The sequence below is a fragment of the Chitinimonas arctica genome, assembly GCF_007431345.1.
GTDB lineage: Bacteria > Pseudomonadota > Gammaproteobacteria > Burkholderiales > Chitinimonadaceae > Chitinimonas > Chitinimonas arctica.
Map to the genome: position 1 here is coordinate 2,496,876 of NZ_CP041730.1, position 16,983 is coordinate 2,513,858.

A 16,983-nucleotide genomic window follows, 5' to 3' on the forward strand; every position below is an offset into this window, starting at 1 on the left:
AAGACTAGTCGGAGACAAATCACGGCCCTGATGCCGACGTTACTTGTTGCAGTGCGTCATGCGGACTAGGCTGAAACCAATCACTTACGCTGGAGCTCCACCATGACCGATTCCCCCTCCGCCAAGCGCGCCCGCTTCCTGGAAGAGCAGGAAGTCCGCTACGCCGCGCTAAAACATCAGTTGCGACAAAATCTCGATCCCTGGGGCCTGATCGGTATCCATAGCAAGGCGGCGGTTTCTTGGTGGTCCAACCCGGTTGAGTTGGCATCGGCCATGACGCGCTACGCGCACGATTTTGTGACCCTGCAACAACAGGGGCTGGCCCGTTTCGGCGGTGCGCCCGATACCGATATCTTTCCGCCGAACCCGGAAGACCAGCGTTTCGCCGATCCGGTCTGGCGCGAAGATCCGCAATGGGACTACATCAAGGAAGCCTATCTGATGCAGACCCGCTGGATCCAGGACATGCTTTACAAGTCGCCTGGCTTGACCGACCCCGAGCGGCGCAAGAGCGCTTTCTGGCTGCGGCAATCGCTCAATGCACTGGCGCCCACCAATTTTCTCGCCACCAATCCGACCGCTCAGCGACAGGCGATCGCGACGGGTGGCGATAGCCTGGTCAAGGGGCTGCAGAACCTGGCGCGCGATATGACGAATGGCGGCGACGTCAGCATGACCGACCGGACCCCCTTCAAGGTGGGCGAAAACCTGGCGGTGACGCCGGGCGCGGTGGTCTACCGGGGCCGGCTGATGGAGGTGATCCATTACGCCGCCACCACCGAAACCGTCCACGCCGTGCCGCTGGTGCTGATCACGCCCTGGATCAACAAGTACTACATCCTGGATCTGGCGCCCGGCAAATCCCTGGTGGAATACCTGGTGGGACAGGGCTTCAATGTCTTTATCACCAGCTGGAAGAATCCCGGCCCGGATATGGCCGACGTGCGTTTCGACGACTATATCGTAGAGGGCGCCGCCAAGGTCATCGAGGTCGCACAGAGCGTGGCCAAGAGCGAACAGGTCCATGCCCTGGGCTACTGCATAGGCGGCACGCTGTTGGCCATCTATATGGCGTGGGCCAACAGCAAGACGCCGGCGCAGGTACCGGTGGCACATTGGACCTTGTTGACCACGCTGACCGATTTTGCCGCGCCGGGCGATATCGAGGTCTTTATCGATGAAGATGGCCTGGACGTCATCGACGGCATCATGCAAAAGCAGGGTTTTCTGGATGGCAAGGAAATGGCCTCCAGTTTCCGCATGCTGCGGCCCAACAGCCTGATCTGGAACTACGTGGTAAGCAATTACCTGATGGGCGAGACACCACGGGCCATGGACGTGCTGTATTGGAACACCGACATGACGCGGATGCCGGCGTCCATGCATCGCTATTACCTGCGTGAATTCTATTTGGGTAATCGCCTGATCGAACCCGATAGCCTGACCATGGCTGGCCAGCCCCTGGATCTACGCCGCATCACCCAGCCGCTGTTCATGGTGGGCGCCGAAGAAGACCATATCGCGCCGTGGAAGACCACCTACGAGCTGGTACGCCATCTGCCGATTGACGCGCGCTTCACCCTCTCCACTTCCGGCCATATCATCGGCATCGTCAACCCGCCTCTCCCCACCTCAAAGCGCAGTTTCTGGCAGGGCGAGGCCAAGCCGGGCCAAGCGCCGGACCAATGGCTGGCCGCTCAGCAGAAGCAGGCGGGCTCCTGGTGGCCGAGCTGGACGGCCTGGTTGGCAGAGCGTTGCGGACCCAAGGTCAAGCCCCTGCCCATTGCCAACCGCGAATACCGCAAGCTCGGCGAGGCCCCCGGCAGCTACGTATTCGAATGATCCCGGTAGCCTAAGCCGGGTTGGGGGCGAATATCCGCAAACGGTGGCCATCCGGATCGAGCGCCACGAAGGTGAAGCCGAAATCCATCTCGACCGGGGCTTGGGCAATCGCCAGCCCCCGTTCAATCCACGCGTGGTGGTGAGTCAAGACGGCATCGCGGTCCGCCACGCTGAAACCCAATTCGCCGCCACCGCCGCCGGCCGTCGCGGCGGGTTCCGCGGTGTGGCGCGACCACAAGCCCAGCATCAAGCCGCTCTCCAGGGCGAACATGGCAAAGGTCGGTGACGATTCCACCGGCTGCTTGCCTAACAGCTGGCTGTAGAAATCGGCGCTGGTGGCAGGGCTATCGACATAAAGCAGGAGGAAGCGGGGATCGATCATGGTGGTCTCTCGCAAGGTTGTGAAGGAGTGCCCTGCCTGAGGTGGCAGGACACGAAGCCATGCTAGAGGGCCACACTGACAGTTTTTGTCAGTAGTCGATCAGATCCTTGCGCTACTGCGGCGCGATTCCCTCGGTGGCCCGCCATTCCTTGAGCAGCGCCTGGCGCCGACGCGGGTAGCGCTCTTCCAGCTGGACGAGGGCGGCGATGCGGTCGGTGCGGAAATGGCGGAAGCCTTGCCGCAGCTCGCACCAGGCCACCACGATGCGGACGCAATCGAAGAATCCCAGCGCGAAAGGCCAGATCACGCGCTGCGAGCTGCGTTCCTGCTGGTCCCGGTAGTCGATATGCAACTTGTGCTCCTGGCGGATGGCCCGGCGGATCTGCGCGATTTCGGCGTCACCGGCCGCAATGACCGCGCCGGGGCCTGCCAGCAGGGTGGAGGTGTGCAGTTGCTCGCGCAATTCGCTCGGCAGTACTGCCGCAATCTTGGCCAAGGCGTTGCCGGCGGCCTGTCCCAAGCGGCTATCGCCCCGTTGCTCCACCCAGCGCGAACCCAGAACCAGTGCTTCCAGTTCTTCTTCCGAGAACATCAAGGGCGGCAGCATAAAACCGGGGCGCAGCACATAGCCCAGGCCGGGCTCGCCGGCGATACCGGCGCCTTGCCCTTGCAGGGTGGCGATATCGCGATAGACGGTACGCAGGCTGACGCCCAGCTCGGCCGCCAAGGCCGCACCGCTTACCGGAAAGCGGTGGCGGCGCAGCAGTTGCAACAGATCGAGCAGGCGTTCGGCACGGGACATGGGTGCGGCAAGAAGGGATGGTTGAATCGAACCGGCAGCTTATGCGCAGAAGGGAGGGCGCTGTCAACGACGTCGCCGGCTCTATCAGCTAATGGTAAACTACGCCTTGCGCCGGTCTGATAGCCGGCGTACTCAATTCATCCGGTCCGTCCTTTACGTGGACGACCACCTGGAGCATTCCCATGACGCAATCCATCGTCGTGGCGGCCTTGTATAAGTTCGTCACCCTCAGTGATTACCCCTCCCTGCGCGAGCCCCTGCTGCAATGCATGCTGGACAACGGCGTGAAGGGCACCCTGCTATTGGCCGAAGAAGGCATCAACGGCACCGTGGCCGGCACGCGCGCCGCGATCGATGGCCTGCTGGACTGGCTCAAGCGCGATGGGCGCTTCGTCGATCTCGACCACAAGGAAAGCTATTGCGAGGTTCAGCCTTTCTACCGCAGCAAGGTAAAGCTGAAGAAAGAGATCGTCACCATGGGGGTGCCCAATGTGGACCCCAACAAGAAGGTCGGCCACTACGTCGAGCCGCAAGACTGGAATGCCTTGATCGCCGATCCGGAAGTCCTGCTGATCGATACCCGCAACGATTACGAAGTGGCCATCGGCACCTTCGCCGGCGCGATCGACCCGCAAACCGAGAGCTTCCGCGAATTTCCCGACTATGTGAAAGCCCACTTCGATCCGGCCAAGCACAAGAAGGTCGCCATGTTCTGCACCGGCGGCATCCGCTGCGAAAAGGCCTCCAGCTATATGTTGGGCGAGGGTTTCGAGGAGGTCTACCATCTCAAGGGCGGCATCCTCAAATACCTGGAAACCGTGCCGCTTGAGGAAACCAGGTGGGAGGGCGATTGTTTTGTGTTCGACAATCGCGTGACGGTGCGGCATGACTTGAGCGAAGGCGACTACGATCTCTGCCACGCCTGCAGGCAGCCGCTATCGGCGGCGGAACGCCAGTCGCCCCACTACACCCCCGGTATCAGCTGCCCGAAATGCTGGAATACGCTTAGCGAGAAAACCCGCGCCAGCGCGCGCGAACGGCAAAAGCAGATCGAACTGGCCTTGGCCCGCAACGAGCCGCATCCCATGGGTTACGACGCGCGCGCCGCCGCGGCGGCTAAAAAGAGCTAAGCCGGGACCTGCTCGATATGGGGGCCACACCGCGCCATTCATCCGGCGCCGTGTGGCCTCGTCCCTTACCAATTCGCCTTGAGGCAAGCCATGCGACCCAGCCAGCGTAAAGCGTCCGCTCCCGCCCCCCGTTCCGTGCCCGCCGAGAAAACCGGCCTGCACCCGCGCAATGCCCATCGGGCCCGCTATGATTTCCCCCGCTTGTTGGCGGTCAGCCCCGAACTGGCGGCGTACGCGGCAAAGAATGTCCATGGCGATGTATCGGTGGATTTTGCCGATCCGGCCGCGGTCAAGGCGCTCAACCGCGCCTTGCTGCAATTGCACTACGGCATTGCCCAGTGGGATATTCCGCCGCAATACCTGTGTCCGCCGATTCCCGGCAGGGCCGACTACCTGCATTACGTCGCCGACTTGCTGGCCGACTGCAAGGGCGGCGGCGTACCGCGCGGCGATACCGTACAGGTGCTGGATATCGGTGTGGGAGCCAATTGCATTTACCCCATCATCGGTCGGCATGAATATGGCTGGCGCTTTGTCGGTACCGATATCGACACGCAAGCACTGGCCAGTGCGCAAGCCATCGTGGACGGCAATCCGGGACTGCGCGGCGGCGTGGAGCTGCGTTTGCAGGCTTCGCCCACGGCGATACTGGATGGCGTGCTGCTGGACCAGGAATGGTTCGATCTCTGCATCTGCAATCCGCCCTTCCACGCCTCCGAGCAGGAAGCCACCGCCAGCACCCAGCGCAAATGGCGCAACCTGGGCAAGGACAAGGCGGGCGGCAACAGCCCGGTGCTGAACTTCGGTGGCCAGGCCGGCGAGTTGTGGTGCGAAGGGGGCGAAGAAGCCTTTATCTTGCGCATGGTGGAAGAGAGCAGCCGCCAGCCGACCCGCTGTTTCTGGTTCACTACCCTGGTCTCCAAGGCTGCCAGCCTGCCGGCCATCTACCGCGCGCTGGAGCAGGTCGGGGTATGGGACAGCCGGACCATGGAGATGACGCAGGGACAAAAACAAAGTCGTATCGTCGCCTGGACATTTTGTGACGAGCGCCAGCAAAACGCTTGGCGCGTGCTGCGCCGCGAGCAGGCAGGGCAGCGATAGTAGCAATGCCTTACGGCAATGGTACCGCTGCAGTGCCAAACAGGCACATAAGCGACCGTTCGTCGGATTCACCCTCTCAAGCGTTTGCTTGAGCATTATTCGCCTTGGGTTTTCTGGAGTATTTGCTCTACCCTCCGCTAGATCGCTGAATACTGCCGGCCAAACAGGCGCGACGCAAAGCCGTTGCCTGGCGGAAACAAGACAGCGATGTTGTTGCGTTCGTTTCACCCCGCTCGCCATACCGATAGTTACCCGTAAAAGACGGGTCGCTCGGGCTGTCACGGGGTTTCAAATCAACGGATGTACTGCTAGGGGAGCTGCAAATGAGCAAGTTGTACCGCATGCTGGCCGCACTCGTGATCTTGGGCACGGTTTCACTATCCGCCAGCGCAACCAATTATTCCCTGTGGATCAATGGCCGCACCGGCGGCGGACAAATAGGCAATTACAATAGCTTTACCTATTGGGGGCCGGCAGGTACCGCCGCGGGTATCAATAAGAAAGCGGTCAACTGGGATGGCCGCGGCCATATCGCCGATCAGAATTACCTGGTACGGGAAGCGCTGGATTGTTTTTGTACCGGCAATAACTGGTGTTATATCGCCGCGCATAGTGCCGGTGATCTGATGCTGGGATATACGCTTGCCAATTACGGCGGTTCCTCGCGCCTGAAGAAGAACGCTACCCCCAATTCCGCCGGCCAATGCGGCAATACCGATGGCAGCAGCCAGGTGGGCTGGAATATCAAGTGGGTGGATATCGCGGCCGGCGCGGCTGGCGGTTCGGAACTGGCGGATATCGGCAATATCAACGAACCGTTGGCCCAGGACCTGAAAACCACCACGGCACGGGCGCTGTACGACCACAACAACACGCGCAATACCTGGTTCTATATGTATGCCGGCGCCAGCGGCACGGTGTATTCCGCCGTGCTGCCCGGCCAGGACGACGAGGTGGTGGCCTACCACTCCAGCGGCGGCGTTTCCGGCAGTGCCGGTGCGGGCTTTTGCAATCCGGCGGATTGGTTCTGCAATGACCTGACCATGGGCACGGCGGTCAACGAAGGCGGCCGCGCCAAATGGAGCAAGCATTCGGTGCAGTTCCGCGACGATAACGAAAGTTTCAATCACTACAGCCAGGGCAATTGGGGCGGCATTATTTCGGTGGTGCGAACCGATATGGTCAACCATGCCAACTAAGGGCGGGCATTCGGCGCCAGGTATCCGCCAGGATGCCTGGCGCGGTACGCGCTGGTTGAGCGCGCTGGCGGTGCTAGTGCTGCTGGCCGGTCTCGCCCGCTGGGCGGTATCGGCCAATAGCGCCACGCCGCCGCCAGCGGTCACGCCCGGTCCGCCGGGAATGGCGGAGGCGGGTGGCTTCCCGCCGCCGCCGGCCAAGCCGGCTGCCGCTTTGCCGGCACAGGAAGGCGAGGCACTGCGTGCCCGCCTGACTGCCCGCTTGGCCCGGGCGGAACAGCTATTGGCGGACTACCGCCGCGCCAGCCAGTATCCGCACGATTCCCGTCCCCTGGCCGAGCACACCGACCAGATCTATCCCAACCGCCCGGTGGTGGAAGATGGGGTGCTACGCAGCGCGAATGGCCAGGCCAATCCTGCCGTGCGTATCAAGACCTCGCAAAGCCGGGTCTTTGTCGCGGCCGCGGAAAGCGTGGTGTTTGGCGTATCGGCCAGTAGCGACGACGGCAAGCACCTGCCGCTGTCGGTTACCCGGGCCGTCGCGCGCGGTCTCGCCGAGCCGGGCCAGGCCCAGTCCACGCCGTCGGTCGCGGTGGTATTCGGCGATCAGGGCAAGAATGGCGATGCGGTCGCGGGCGACGGCATGCTGGCCGGCTTGTTGATACCGGGCGTGGCCGGATTCGGCCAGTTCAACGGCACCATCCGCGTGGAATTGGGCTTGAGGGTGGGGGAGCAGGAGGGCGTGGCAAGCTTCGACATCATCTATACCCCCGAGGTCCCCGCCGTTTGGAATGGGCCGGTACGTGAGGTGGTGGAAGGCGGTTCACTCAAATTCCAGCTGCCGGTCGAGGTGCGCCGGCCGGGCCGCTACCTGGTCAGCGGCCGGGTGGATGATGCCAAGGGGCAACCGTTTGCCCTGCTCAGCTACAACGAGATACTGGGCGCCGGGCCGCAGCAGGTTACGCTCAGCCTGTTCGGCAAGTTGATCCGCGATCAGCAGCCGGCTTTTCCCTTGGTGCTGCGTGACGTGGAAGCCTATTTACTAAAAGAGGATACCTTTCCCGACCGGGCTTTGCTTCCACGGCTCACCGGTGCCGTGCATACGAGCGCCCAGTATCCCGTCAGCCGTTTCTCGGCGGCGGAATGGCAGAGTGAAGAACGTAGCCGCTATTTGACCGAATACGGCAAGGATGTGGAGCTGGCCAAGCAGGGTTTGACGCAGCTAGGCGAGCAAACAAGGCCGTGATGGGCTATTTTTCAGCTGTTTGCTTTTACTGTGCCCAAGCGGAGTGACGCGTCAATGAAGAAACATTGGATTGCCCTGGTGGCTGGCGTGATCAGCAATTTGGCGTCGGCTGCCGTGCTGTTTGAAAACCCCGGCAGCAGCTCGACCCAGCTGAGCGGCGCCTGTACGCCCTGTTGGAGCCCCTCGGGCGAGCAGCAGATGTTCGACCATTTCGTGCTGAACGGACCGGCGGTGGTGGAGAAGGCCAGTTTTTCCATCATGAATCTCACCGTCGAGCCGCTGCGGCAGGTGCAATTGTCTATCTGGGACAGCACGCTGAACCACGCGATCTATTCACAGGACATTACCCTGGCGCAGCCCCTGCCGCGCTATTACTTCGGCACGCTGAATCTGAATGTGCCCAATCTGCAGCTTGCCGGCGGGCAGTACTACATCAGCCTGTTCGGATTGAACTCGGCCGAGCTGGTCTGGCATTTCACCGAACAGGCGACCGATGGTTCGGTGCGGATATATAACCGCAGCCGGAATATCTGGTCGGACTCGGATGCCGATGCGATCTTCAGCCTGTATGGCCATACCACGCCGGTTCCGGAGGTGGAGAGGCTGACGGCGCTGGTTGCCGGTTTGGTGCTGTTGGGTGGGGTGTTGCGGCGCAGGCGGTTTTGATCATGCGGCGCCTGCACCCGTGGTAGCGATGGCCTTGTTCATGCCTTCAATCGATACAGGCTTGACCGGTTTCTTTAGCAATCCCTCGAGGTCGCTCACCGACTTGGTGGCCGCGACGATGGCGAATTGCCCCTTCTCCAATTCGATGAAGTCGATCCGGTCGCCAGCATGGAGTCCCAACGCGGCTCGCACGGCGGCCGGAATGGTCACTTGGCCTGTGATGGATAGCGTAGCGGTTGTCATGTTCAGCTCCTTTTCTCCTTACAATTAACTACAAAGTAAGGATCTGTTTGACTGAATTCTAAGACTCGACATGCCGCAATGGCCAGAAAGGGGAAGACCGGAATAGATGGCTGAAATTGCTGCTGGCTATCTTGATCATCTCGCTGCCCACTGGACTTGCGGCGGACAAAATTTAGCCGAACCTTATGCCAAATAAACCTCCGTCTTCGGTAGAGTCGGTCAATTGCACCGGAAGCACGTAATCTTTGAGATCAAATCCCTCAATGGTTTCTTTGAAGGCATCGTCTTCATTCATGGTCACGACGTACTGAAAACCAAGCTCGTACGCAATTTCTGAACCGAGACGTAATGCGCTAATAACCTGGCGCCCATCAACACCGTCGAACAGATGGCTGTCATGAATTAGAAATCCGGGACCCATCTGACGTTTGGCGCACAAGCGCATAAGCATCATGTCGAAGCAGAATATCTGCATATTCTTGATGCCCTTGCTGCGCTCACCCTGCATTGGAAACTTGAACATTGGTCCGTTGGAGGTTTCATCGACGGTCATGCTGCCGGCCGATTCATATAAACGCTGTGAGGTTTCCTCGAACGCGACGATGGCATCCGACAGTCGTTCGTTCTGTGCGGCAAAGTCACGCCGCAAGCGGATTGTGAGACGATTGCGTTCGATCTCCAACTCATTCTTCGCGCCTTCTAACTGCTCTGCCGCATCAAAGCGTTGGCGCAGCGATTCCACCTCGGACTCCAATCGTCCAAGTTCTCCTTGCAGTTTAAGAAATTGTTCCAGCGCACCATGGCTCTTAAGAATGCTGAGGATTTCACCTCGCCGCTGGTCGAGATGCGCCTTTTTGCCATCGCGCAGTTCGATACGTAGCTTTGCCGCTTCGAGTTCGCTGGACAGGTAGTCCTTGCGATTGCGTACTACTGATTCATGAAAGCTTTTCACATCCTCATAACGGCGTTTAACCAAACCAGGAAGCACAATGCCTGCTTCTTGATAGACGGCCTGAAGGTCTTCAAGGTCAGGGGGAACCTCCGAGGCAAGTGCACTTTCCAGGTCGCGAATAGCTGAAAAATCGATAGTGTTCGAATTGGCCAATTCATTGAGTTGGCGGGTCAGCGTGGCGCTTTCGATTTCCAATTCTCGGTATTCCGGCAAGACCTGAAAAGTCTCGATTTCTGCATGAAGCTTCTTGAGGCGAGCTTCCTGTAAGGTCAGCTCAGTGCGCAAGTCTGCGGCCTTGCCGATGATCGAACCGAACACACCAGTTCCAGCAGCCTTCTTCAGCTCTTCCAGTGTCTTTTCGCGATCGCGAACAGCTTGCCAATCACGTGCGATCTGCCAGTCCAATCCCAGCAGAAACATCAGCGCCATTTGCATATCGCCTGTTCCTTGCATCGTGGCCTGCTTTTCCGGCGTAGTGAAGGCACCATTTTCCTGTCGGCGCACGAAGTAGGAAAACAGCGATCGGAACGAAGGCGGCTTGCTGCCAGCTGCTTCGAGGCTGCTCAAACCGAACATTTGTTCGCCGAGGAGCGTGCACCACTCAGAGGCCGAATACCTGGTCTTGGCCGCAAGCGGGGTCGTCACGGATATCTTGGCTTTGGAACTACCCGAGCGCTCAATCACCACGCTCTCCGATTTCAGATCGAAGTTCATTCCGAACGAATAATCAGCTAGTTCAGTGGTGCGGAAAATGGAGCCAGGACCAGCTTCGGAGCCCATCAAAAAATGCACTAGCTCGACAAAACTGGTTTTACCAGCACGATTGCGCGTTTGTTTGCTGCTCGCGCCCTCGGTTTTTTGCGCAAGCAACACATTCAGGCCCAGTTTCATATCACCGAGATTCTTGAAACTAGGTAACGTGCTGAAAATGTTGTGAATCAAGCTATCCTCCGTGCAACCAGGCCGCAGTCGAGATCGATGGCCCCAAGAGCATACAAAAGATCAAGAGTGAGCAAAAACCAGTCGTAAGTGATGCGCCGAGGCGGTGTGCCAGGCAAATTTTCCTCAGGCTTGTTCAATTCTTCCCATAGCGCGGAGACAGTCTTGGGAAGGGCGAGGAAGGTCAGAATACGGCCGCCGACGGTCAATAGTGCCCGATCCCGAGAGAGATGCTTGGATGGGAGGATCATCGAGCCTCCCTCGCTTGAGCGTCTTCGAAAATCTCGCACTTATCGAACAGGTACGCCATGACTGCCAGCACCGCCGCTTTATGCATGGGTGCGGTATTCTCCATACCCCCAGCCCACTTTTCGAGCTTGCCGAATATTTCATCAGGATGGAGTAGTGGAACCCCTTCTCTTAGTGCCACATATTCGTTCTTGAAAGCCAGAGCGATTTGCTCGCCGTAGCTAGGGTTTTTCCAGCTATTGAAGAACTGCGCGACAAGCGGAGATTTTTGCATTCCGATCTTGAGGAAGTCGGCTACAGCCTGAGAAAGAAGGTTGGCCTCGATCTTCCCGCGTGACACGTCCTTCACTTCGCTCGTCGTAGGTACAGGAGTGACGCTGATGTGGTTGAGCACAGCGACCAGGTCGCTGTAGCCCAGATTCACATTCGCTTCCATCGTGAGTGAAGGGCCGAACCAAGATTCGAGATCCGGCAGACTCAATTGACGGAATTTCGCCAGCATCTCCTCGTATCCACAGTGGCCAATTTTGATCTGAGGGTTTTCTTGTCCGAGCTTGGTCAACGCTTCGATGATGTGAGGACCCAAGCGGCCATCGGGTGCATTGTGGACGAAAGTCCACTCATCGAAGTATTTCTCCCAATGTGCTTTGGCACCGTCGAAATCTTCGGTAATTTTTCTGATAGCTTCGGTAGCGCTCAACTCATTGGGTGCGTAGCTTTGGTAGAGGATTCGCGCTGACGGCAGATATCCGTCGTTTTTCCGATCACCAACATTGCCCCAAGGGCGACAAGCCAGAAAGTCGTTGGGGTGGGCCTTCGCCATTAGCTTCTCGAAAAGGCGCTGAAATCCGTCGCCCTTGGACTCCAAGAAGGCAATGCGGAAGTCTTTTTGGTAGTTGAGCTGTTGTAAGCGATCCATGCACTCATTGCCCTGACTGGATGTGGTTCGATTTCTTCTGGAAAAAACTCATAGTGCTTGGGTATCTGACCGAGGATGCGTACGGTTAATGTCAAAGGGGAGCGCTTTATCGGTCGCGATTCGGGTGAGCAGCATCCGAATCGCATCAGAAACCGAAAGCCCCATTTCAGCCAGGACGCTGGCCGCTTCTTCTTTGATGTGCCCGCTAATCCGGGCACGAACGACATCGGTACTTGCCATCGCATCACGCTCTCGTAAATGTGTAGCTACATTGTGGCTCATCTGAGTTTCTGAACCAGCTACTTTTGGGTACATACATGATCTTGGGATTTTTTGCTGTCGAGTATTGAACGTCTAGCTTCCCTCGACCACCACCTCGCTACGCCCCCCCGAAGTGCGGCGGACCACGATGCGTGTGCCGATCCGCTCGGTCATTTCCTGCACATGGGAAATCACGCCCACCTTGCGTCCCAAGGCTTGCAGGCCATCCAGCGCATCCATGGCGACCGTCAGGGTATCGGCGTCGAGGCTGCCAAAACCTTCATCGATAAACAGCGACCCGACCCGTACCCGGTTGGACGAGAGGGATGCCAGGCCCAAGGCCAGCGCCAGCGAGACCAGGAAGGACTCGCCACCGGACAGCGAGTGCACCGAGCGGATTTCGGCGCCCATGTCCTGGTCGATCACCATCAGGGCCAAGGTGTCGGGAATACGTTCCAGCCGGTAGCGCCGCGCCAGTTCGCGCAAGTGCTGGTTGGCGTAGCCCAGCAGCACGTCCAGGGTGAATTGCTGGGCGTAGTTGCGGAATTTCTTGCCGTCGGCCGCACCGATCAAGTCCTGCAGCTGAGCCCAAAGCCGCGTCCGTTCGCTTTGTTCCGCCAACTCCGCCAGCAGGGCGGCGGACTGGCGGCGGCGCTCGTCGTCCTGGGCCAGGGCCAGGCGCAGTTCGCCGGCGCGATCGGCGACCGTGCCTTGGCGCTCGAGCAACTCGGTCAGGGCTGCGCCGAGCTGCTCGTGGGTGGCGACAGGGCGGGTTTGCTCATGCGCCTGGCTTTGCTGCCGGCGTTCCGTCAGCACGCTGCGGGTCTTTTCCAGTTCCAGCAGCTGGCTTTGTGCGGCCGCCCGCCGGGTGGCGATCCAGGCGGGCTCATGGGACAGCAGCATGCGTAGCTGTCCGGCATCCAGCCCTTGATCGCATCGCGCCAGCCAGTCCCGCAGACCGTCGTCGGCCTTGGACTGCGCGGCGAGATGTTGTCCCAAAACCTGCCCCGCCTGTTTGAGCGCTTCACCGCCACGGGTCAATTCGGCGGCGGCTTGCCGGCTCAGCTCGGACTGTCGCGCCCAATCCGCTTTGGCAGCTTCGTCCGCCTGCCGCCATGCCGCCTCGATCGTGCCGACCGGCTGTCCATCGAATAATTGCCGGCGAGCGTCTTCCAGGCCGGCCATGCGTGCCTGGCTGGCGCGCCAGGCACTGTCGGCGCGTTGCGCTTGTGCTTCATGGGCCGTCAAAGCGGTGCCCAGCGCCTGGCTGGCGCTGCCAAGGCGATCCAGATCCGCTGCTTGCTGGTCGCGGGCCTGGCAATGCGCTTGCCATTGTTCGAACGCGGTCCGGGTTTGCCGGTGGAAATCGTCGGGTGCGGTTTGCCAGTCGTCTCGCCAGCTTCTGGCGGGAAAGGCCTCGTCCAGCGCTTGCAACAGCGTATCCAGTTGGCGGCCGCATTCGGCCAGCCTGTCGTCCGCCTGGTGCCGCACGCTCTCGGCTTTGCGCCAGTTCGCGGTGGTGTCGGCGGCCTTGGCCTGGCAAGCGTGCAGCTGTCGGCTGGCCTGTTCGAGTTCGGCCTGGGCCAGGTCACGCGCCAGCGCTGCGCCACGGGCGAGCTGCTCGTGCTCGTCCGATTGTTGCCATTGGGATTGCAGGATTCGCCGCTGTGCCGCTAGCTGGTCACCGACGTCTTCGTCGGACTGTAGTTCAGCTGCCAACGGCAGTGCCTGCCAAGCGCTTTCGGCGCTTTGACAGGCTTGCCGGATCGGTTCGGCCTGTTCTTCGTTGCGCTGCAACTGCTGCCGGGCCTGTTCGGCTTGGGCGGCATGGCCGGCCATGGCCTGCAACAGCTGCGCCAGCCGGTCGCGGCAATTGGCCTGCTCGGCTTGCAGCTCCGCCAGCATGGCTTGCAGTGGTGCTTGCGCATGCGCGTAGGGATGTTCGAGCGCGCCACAGACCGGACAGGCTTGTTGATCCTGCAAGCCGGCGCGCAGCGCCTCGACGCTGGCGCTACAAGCGGCCTCGGCGATTTTCAGCGCGCGTTCGGCTTGCGCCTGGGCCGCTTCCAGAGTGGGTCGCTGTGATGCCAGTGTTTGCTGCCGGGTGTTCGATTCAGCCAGGCTGTCGCGTAGCTGCTGGGCATCGGCCGTCAGTTGTATCTGTCTGGCCAGCATGGATTGCCACGCCTGCCAGGCCTGGGTGGCATGATTCAATTGCTCGCGTTGCGTTTCAAGTGTCTGCTTTTGCGCTGCCAGGGCGGTCAGATCGAATTCGGCCAGTTTGGCACTGGCTTGCTGTTTGTGGACTTCCGCTGCCGCCACGGTATTGGCGGCGGCCAATCGTTCGGCTTCGGCCTGCTCGGCGGTGACGCGCCACCTTGTTTCTTCAGCCAGTGCGTCGGTTTGCGCTTGCCGCAGGGCATCGCGCGAATGGCTCCGCTGTGCTGCCTGGCCAAGCAAGGTGTCCCAACGGGGCCAGGCGTCGAATAGTGCTTGGTTTGATTGCCGTTCGGCCAACCAGGCCAGGCTGGCCGCGTATTTGTCCCGCAGCAGTTGGATTTGGCGCTGCTTGTCGTGCAGGGTGGTACGGGCTTCCGTCTCGGCGCGGCGGGTGTCGGCGGCCAGTTGTTCGGCTTGTTGGCGGACCGGCGCCAGCTCGGCAAGCTGTGCGTCCAGGGCTTTGGCCTGGTCGAGCAGGGGCGTCGCCGCCAGCCGTGCCTGTTCCTCCGCCTGGCGCCGCAGTTCGGCATCGCGCAGCGCGGCATCGGCCTGCTGGCAGCCCTGTTCCGCCACGCATAGCCGGGCTTCCAAGGCAGTGATGGCCTGCCGGCCGGCGGCCAGCTCGGCTTCGCTGCGATCGAACTCGACCAGCAAGGGCCGGGCCGGCTGCACCGCCTCGATCCGGCTCAGTTCGGCGCGGTCCGGGGAGGCGGCCTGGTATTCGCCGTCCAGTTGCTGCCAAGCGGATTGGGCTCGCGTCTCGTCTGTTTCAAGCTGCTGCCTGCGGTCGTGCCAGCGCAGCTGTTCGTCCATTGTCAGCTTGTATTGCACCAGCTCGGCCAGTTCGATGTCGGCCAGCTGGCCGGCCGCGACCAGTTCGGCCCGGCGCGGTGCTTCCATTGGCGCCTGGTCGGCCAAGCGGTCGTTCAGCCGTTGCCAGGCAGCCTGTTCTTCCTTGCAACGGGCAAAGGCACGTTTGGAAATCTCGCTATAGATGGTGCTGCCGGTGAGGGTTTCCAGCAGTTCGCCGCGTTCGCTGTCGTCGGCCTTCAAAAAAGCCGAGAACTCGTTCTGCGCCAGCAGCACGGCGCGGGTGAATTGTTCGAAGCCAAGACCCAGGCGCTGCTCGATTTCGGCCTTGACCTCGGATTTGGTGCCGCCCAAGGGCTGTCCGTCCGCTAGCCGGTTGAGCGACATGGCAACCGCTTGCAGGCTGCCGCCGGCCTTGCCGCCGGCCCGCCGGACGCTCCAGCGGGCGCGATAGGCCAGACCGTCTCCTCCGATAAAATCCACTTCGGCGTAGCCGTCGGCCGCGCCCCGGCGCAACAGGGTGCGGGTATCGTGGGGCGCGACGGTCTTGCCGGCGACATCGGGCAGGTCCACGCCACGGGCGCTGGCCTTCAGCAGGCGCGGCGTGGCGTCGTACAGCGCCAGGCAGAGGGCGTCCAGCAGGGTGCTCTTGCCGGCGCCGGTGGGGCCGCTGATGGTGAACAAGCCGGCGGCCGCCAGGGGCGCTTGCTGGAAGTCGACCGCGAACTCGCCGGCCAGCGAGGCGAGATTCTTGCCGCGTATCGCAAGGATTCTCATACCGCCGCCTTGGCCGTGGGTAGCAGCGAAAGTTCGGCAAAGGCAGCCAGGAATGGGTCCGGCGCTTCCTCGCCATACCGGTCGCGGTAGAGCCGCTTGAAAATATCGTCCGGTTGGAGGGACGCCAGTTCATCCAGCGATAGTGCCGAGGCAACTTCGCCTGCCTGGCGCGTGCTGCTGGTCTCGATCTTGGCCAGGCGCACCGGCAGCGATTGCAGCGCTGTTTCCAGGATGCTGCGCAAGGCGGGCTCGGGCGCCGCCAGCCGTACCCTTGCTTCCAGGTACGGTTGGGCGGGCGGAGCCAGTCCGGCGGGCAGTTCCAGCGCCTTGATGGCGCTCAATACCGCTTCCAGCGGTGCCGGTTGTTTAGGAACGCGCAATAGCTCAACCGCGCGAGGCACCGGCAAAGCGCTGACTTCGCGCAGCGCCTCACCCGCCAGATCCACCCGCAGTACCTGGTGGCGATAGTCCACTTCGGCGAATGACAAGGGCAGCGGGCTGCCGCAATAGCGGACATGCTCCTGTCCGCCCACCTTCTGGGCCTTGTGCAGATGGCCTAGCGCCGCATAAGCGATGGCCGGACCGAAGACGTCGGCCGACAGGGCTTCGCTGCCGCCGATCACGATGCGCCGCTCCGATTCGGCCGAGATGGTGCCGCCCACCATATGGCAATGACCCATGGCCACGATGGCCTGGCCGGGCCGGCGACGCGCCAGCGCCACTTGCAAAACCTGCTGGTAGAGCAAGGCGATTCCCTCGCGGTAGGGGTCCTCCGCCTGGTCCGTCCGTGGTACGTCGCCGGGCCGGAGAAAGGGCAATGCCAGGCACCATGCGGCGATTTCTCCGGACGCGCCATGCAAGGGCAGTACCAGCGCGTCCAGGTCGATCTCGCCGCCATCCAGTCGCGGTACTTGGCCGATGACCCGGATACCCAGCGCATCCAGCAGCGGGCGCGGTGCTTCCAGCCGGCCGGCCGAATCATGGTTGCCGGCGATCATGACGATATCCAGCCGTGGCAGGCTGGCCTTGGCCTGTTGCAGAAAGCGGTAGAGCTGCTTTTGCGCGGCGGCCGAGGGGTTGGCGGTATCGAAGATATCGCCGGCGACCAGCAGGCCGTCGGCCTGCTCCGCCACCAGGGTGGCCAGCAGCCAGTCAAGGAAGCACTGATGCTCGAAACCGCGTTCGAAATTGTGCAAGGTCTGGCCGAGATGCCAGTCGGAAGTGTGGATAAGGCGCATGGGGAATTCT

At 61.1% G+C, this 16,983-nt stretch carries 15 protein-coding genes; 6 read left to right on the forward strand and 9 right to left on the reverse strand.

Annotation, left to right across the window (positions count from 1 at the left end; translation table 11 throughout):
• Nucleotides 1–102 precede the first annotated feature (102 nt).
• Nucleotides 103–1,842 (forward strand): PHA/PHB synthase family protein, encoded by a 1,740-nt coding sequence (locus FNU76_RS11330; RefSeq protein WP_144278297.1) that lies wholly within the window; start codon nucleotides 103–105, stop codon nucleotides 1,840–1,842.
• 10 nt (nucleotides 1,843–1,852) lie between these two features.
• Here the strand turns inward: FNU76_RS11330 and FNU76_RS11335 are convergent, their stop codons facing one another.
• Together FNU76_RS11335 and FNU76_RS11340 are read right to left on the reverse strand one after the other, a co-directional pair.
• The gene (locus tag FNU76_RS11335) at nucleotides 1,853–2,224 is read right to left on the reverse strand and encodes a VOC family protein (protein ID WP_144278298.1); all 372 of its coding nucleotides are present in this window, start codon (nucleotides 2,222–2,224) and stop codon (nucleotides 1,853–1,855) included.
• A 112-nt stretch (nucleotides 2,225–2,336) separates the two neighbouring features.
• A complete protein-coding gene (locus FNU76_RS11340; RefSeq protein ID WP_144278299.1) occupies nucleotides 2,337–3,026 on the reverse strand; it encodes a helix-turn-helix transcriptional regulator in 690 nt (229 codons plus the stop codon).
• 182 nt (nucleotides 3,027–3,208) lie between these two features.
• Between FNU76_RS11340 and trhO the strand changes: the two genes are divergently transcribed.
• From trhO to FNU76_RS11365, 5 genes are all read left to right on the forward strand, one after another.
• Nucleotides 3,209–4,156, forward strand: coding sequence for an oxygen-dependent tRNA uridine(34) hydroxylase TrhO (gene trhO, locus FNU76_RS11345; protein WP_144278300.1), 948 nt, complete (start codon nucleotides 3,209–3,211; stop codon nucleotides 4,154–4,156).
• A 90-nt stretch (nucleotides 4,157–4,246) separates the two neighbouring features.
• On the forward strand, nucleotides 4,247–5,257 hold the full coding sequence (rlmF, locus tag FNU76_RS11350) for a 23S rRNA (adenine(1618)-N(6))-methyltransferase RlmF (RefSeq protein ID WP_144278301.1): 1,011 nt from the start codon (nucleotides 4,247–4,249) through the stop codon (nucleotides 5,255–5,257).
• A 323-nt stretch (nucleotides 5,258–5,580) separates the two neighbouring features.
• Nucleotides 5,581–6,456, forward strand: a complete 876-nt coding sequence (locus tag FNU76_RS11355; RefSeq protein WP_144278302.1) for a hypothetical protein — start codon at nucleotides 5,581–5,583, stop codon at nucleotides 6,454–6,456.
• Nucleotides 6,446–7,699, forward strand: a complete 1,254-nt coding sequence (locus tag FNU76_RS11360) for a hypothetical protein (RefSeq protein ID WP_144278303.1) — start codon at nucleotides 6,446–6,448, stop codon at nucleotides 7,697–7,699. Before FNU76_RS11355 ends, FNU76_RS11360 begins: the two co-directional genes overlap by 11 nt.
• A 54-nt stretch (nucleotides 7,700–7,753) precedes the next feature.
• Nucleotides 7,754–8,365: a hypothetical protein gene (locus tag FNU76_RS11365; RefSeq protein WP_144278304.1), complete on the forward strand. Its 612-nt coding sequence runs from the start codon at nucleotides 7,754–7,756 to the stop codon at nucleotides 8,363–8,365.
• Here the strand turns inward: FNU76_RS11365 and FNU76_RS11370 are convergent, their stop codons facing one another.
• The 7 genes from FNU76_RS11370 to FNU76_RS11400 all read right to left on the reverse strand — a co-directional run bounded on the left by FNU76_RS11370 (nucleotide 8,366) and on the right by FNU76_RS11400 (nucleotide 16,973).
• Nucleotides 8,366–8,608: an AbrB/MazE/SpoVT family DNA-binding domain-containing protein gene (locus tag FNU76_RS11370; protein ID WP_144278305.1), complete on the reverse strand. Its 243-nt coding sequence runs from the start codon at nucleotides 8,606–8,608 to the stop codon at nucleotides 8,366–8,368.
• Between the two features lie 172 nt (nucleotides 8,609–8,780).
• Entirely contained in the window at nucleotides 8,781–10,502 is a 1,722-nt protein-coding gene (locus FNU76_RS11375; RefSeq protein ID WP_144278306.1) for an ABC-three component system protein, read from the reverse strand.
• Entirely contained in the window at nucleotides 10,499–10,750 is a 252-nt protein-coding gene (locus tag FNU76_RS11380) for an ABC-three component system middle component 6 (protein ID WP_144278307.1), read from the reverse strand. The genes FNU76_RS11375 and FNU76_RS11380 overlap by 4 nt, the downstream gene beginning before the upstream one ends.
• Nucleotides 10,747–11,667: an ABC-three component system protein gene (locus tag FNU76_RS11385; protein ID WP_144278308.1), complete on the reverse strand. Its 921-nt coding sequence runs from the start codon at nucleotides 11,665–11,667 to the stop codon at nucleotides 10,747–10,749. The genes FNU76_RS11380 and FNU76_RS11385 overlap by 4 nt, the downstream gene beginning before the upstream one ends.
• Nucleotides 11,668–11,715: 48 nt before the next feature.
• On the reverse strand, nucleotides 11,716–11,949 hold the full coding sequence (locus FNU76_RS11390) for a type II toxin-antitoxin system RelB/DinJ family antitoxin (RefSeq protein ID WP_373279709.1): 234 nt from the start codon (nucleotides 11,947–11,949) through the stop codon (nucleotides 11,716–11,718).
• A gap of 72 nt (nucleotides 11,950–12,021) precedes the next feature.
• Nucleotides 12,022–15,735, reverse strand: coding sequence for an AAA family ATPase (locus tag FNU76_RS11395; protein WP_144278309.1), 3,714 nt, complete (start codon nucleotides 15,733–15,735; stop codon nucleotides 12,022–12,024).
• Nucleotides 15,732–16,973, reverse strand: coding sequence for an exonuclease SbcCD subunit D C-terminal domain-containing protein (locus tag FNU76_RS11400; RefSeq protein WP_144278310.1), 1,242 nt, complete (start codon nucleotides 16,971–16,973; stop codon nucleotides 15,732–15,734). The genes FNU76_RS11395 and FNU76_RS11400 overlap by 4 nt, the downstream gene beginning before the upstream one ends.
• Nucleotides 16,974–16,983 lie beyond the last annotated feature (10 nt).

What these genes read in the sequence shown, in the direction of transcription:
- FNU76_RS11330 (WP_144278297.1), top strand. Translation starts at nt 103, where the DNA reads ATGACCGATTCCCCCTCCGCCAAGCGCGCCCGCTTCCTGGAAGAGCAG.
- FNU76_RS11335 (WP_144278298.1), bottom strand. Translation starts at nt 2,224, where the DNA reads ATGATCGATCCCCGCTTCCTCCTGCTTTATGTCGATAGCCCTGCCACC.
- FNU76_RS11340 (WP_144278299.1), bottom strand. Translation starts at nt 3,026, where the DNA reads ATGTCCCGTGCCGAACGCCTGCTCGATCTGTTGCAACTGCTGCGCCGC.
- trhO (WP_144278300.1), top strand. Translation starts at nt 3,209, where the DNA reads ATGACGCAATCCATCGTCGTGGCGGCCTTGTATAAGTTCGTCACCCTC.
- rlmF (WP_144278301.1), top strand. Translation starts at nt 4,247, where the DNA reads ATGCGACCCAGCCAGCGTAAAGCGTCCGCTCCCGCCCCCCGTTCCGTG.
- FNU76_RS11355 (WP_144278302.1), top strand. Translation starts at nt 5,581, where the DNA reads ATGAGCAAGTTGTACCGCATGCTGGCCGCACTCGTGATCTTGGGCACG.
- FNU76_RS11360 (WP_144278303.1), top strand. Translation starts at nt 6,446, where the DNA reads ATGCCAACTAAGGGCGGGCATTCGGCGCCAGGTATCCGCCAGGATGCC.
- FNU76_RS11365 (WP_144278304.1), top strand. Translation starts at nt 7,754, where the DNA reads ATGAAGAAACATTGGATTGCCCTGGTGGCTGGCGTGATCAGCAATTTG.
- FNU76_RS11370 (WP_144278305.1), bottom strand. Translation starts at nt 8,608, where the DNA reads ATGACAACCGCTACGCTATCCATCACAGGCCAAGTGACCATTCCGGCC.
- FNU76_RS11380 (WP_144278307.1), bottom strand. Translation starts at nt 10,750, where the DNA reads ATGATCCTCCCATCCAAGCATCTCTCTCGGGATCGGGCACTATTGACC.
- FNU76_RS11385 (WP_144278308.1), bottom strand. Translation starts at nt 11,667, where the DNA reads ATGGATCGCTTACAACAGCTCAACTACCAAAAAGACTTCCGCATTGCC.
- FNU76_RS11390 (WP_373279709.1), bottom strand. Translation starts at nt 11,949, where the DNA reads ATGAGCCACAATGTAGCTACACATTTACGAGAGCGTGATGCGATGGCA.
- FNU76_RS11395 (WP_144278309.1), bottom strand. Translation starts at nt 15,735, where the DNA reads ATGAGAATCCTTGCGATACGCGGCAAGAATCTCGCCTCGCTGGCCGGC.
- FNU76_RS11400 (WP_144278310.1), bottom strand. Translation starts at nt 16,973, where the DNA reads ATGCGCCTTATCCACACTTCCGACTGGCATCTCGGCCAGACCTTGCAC.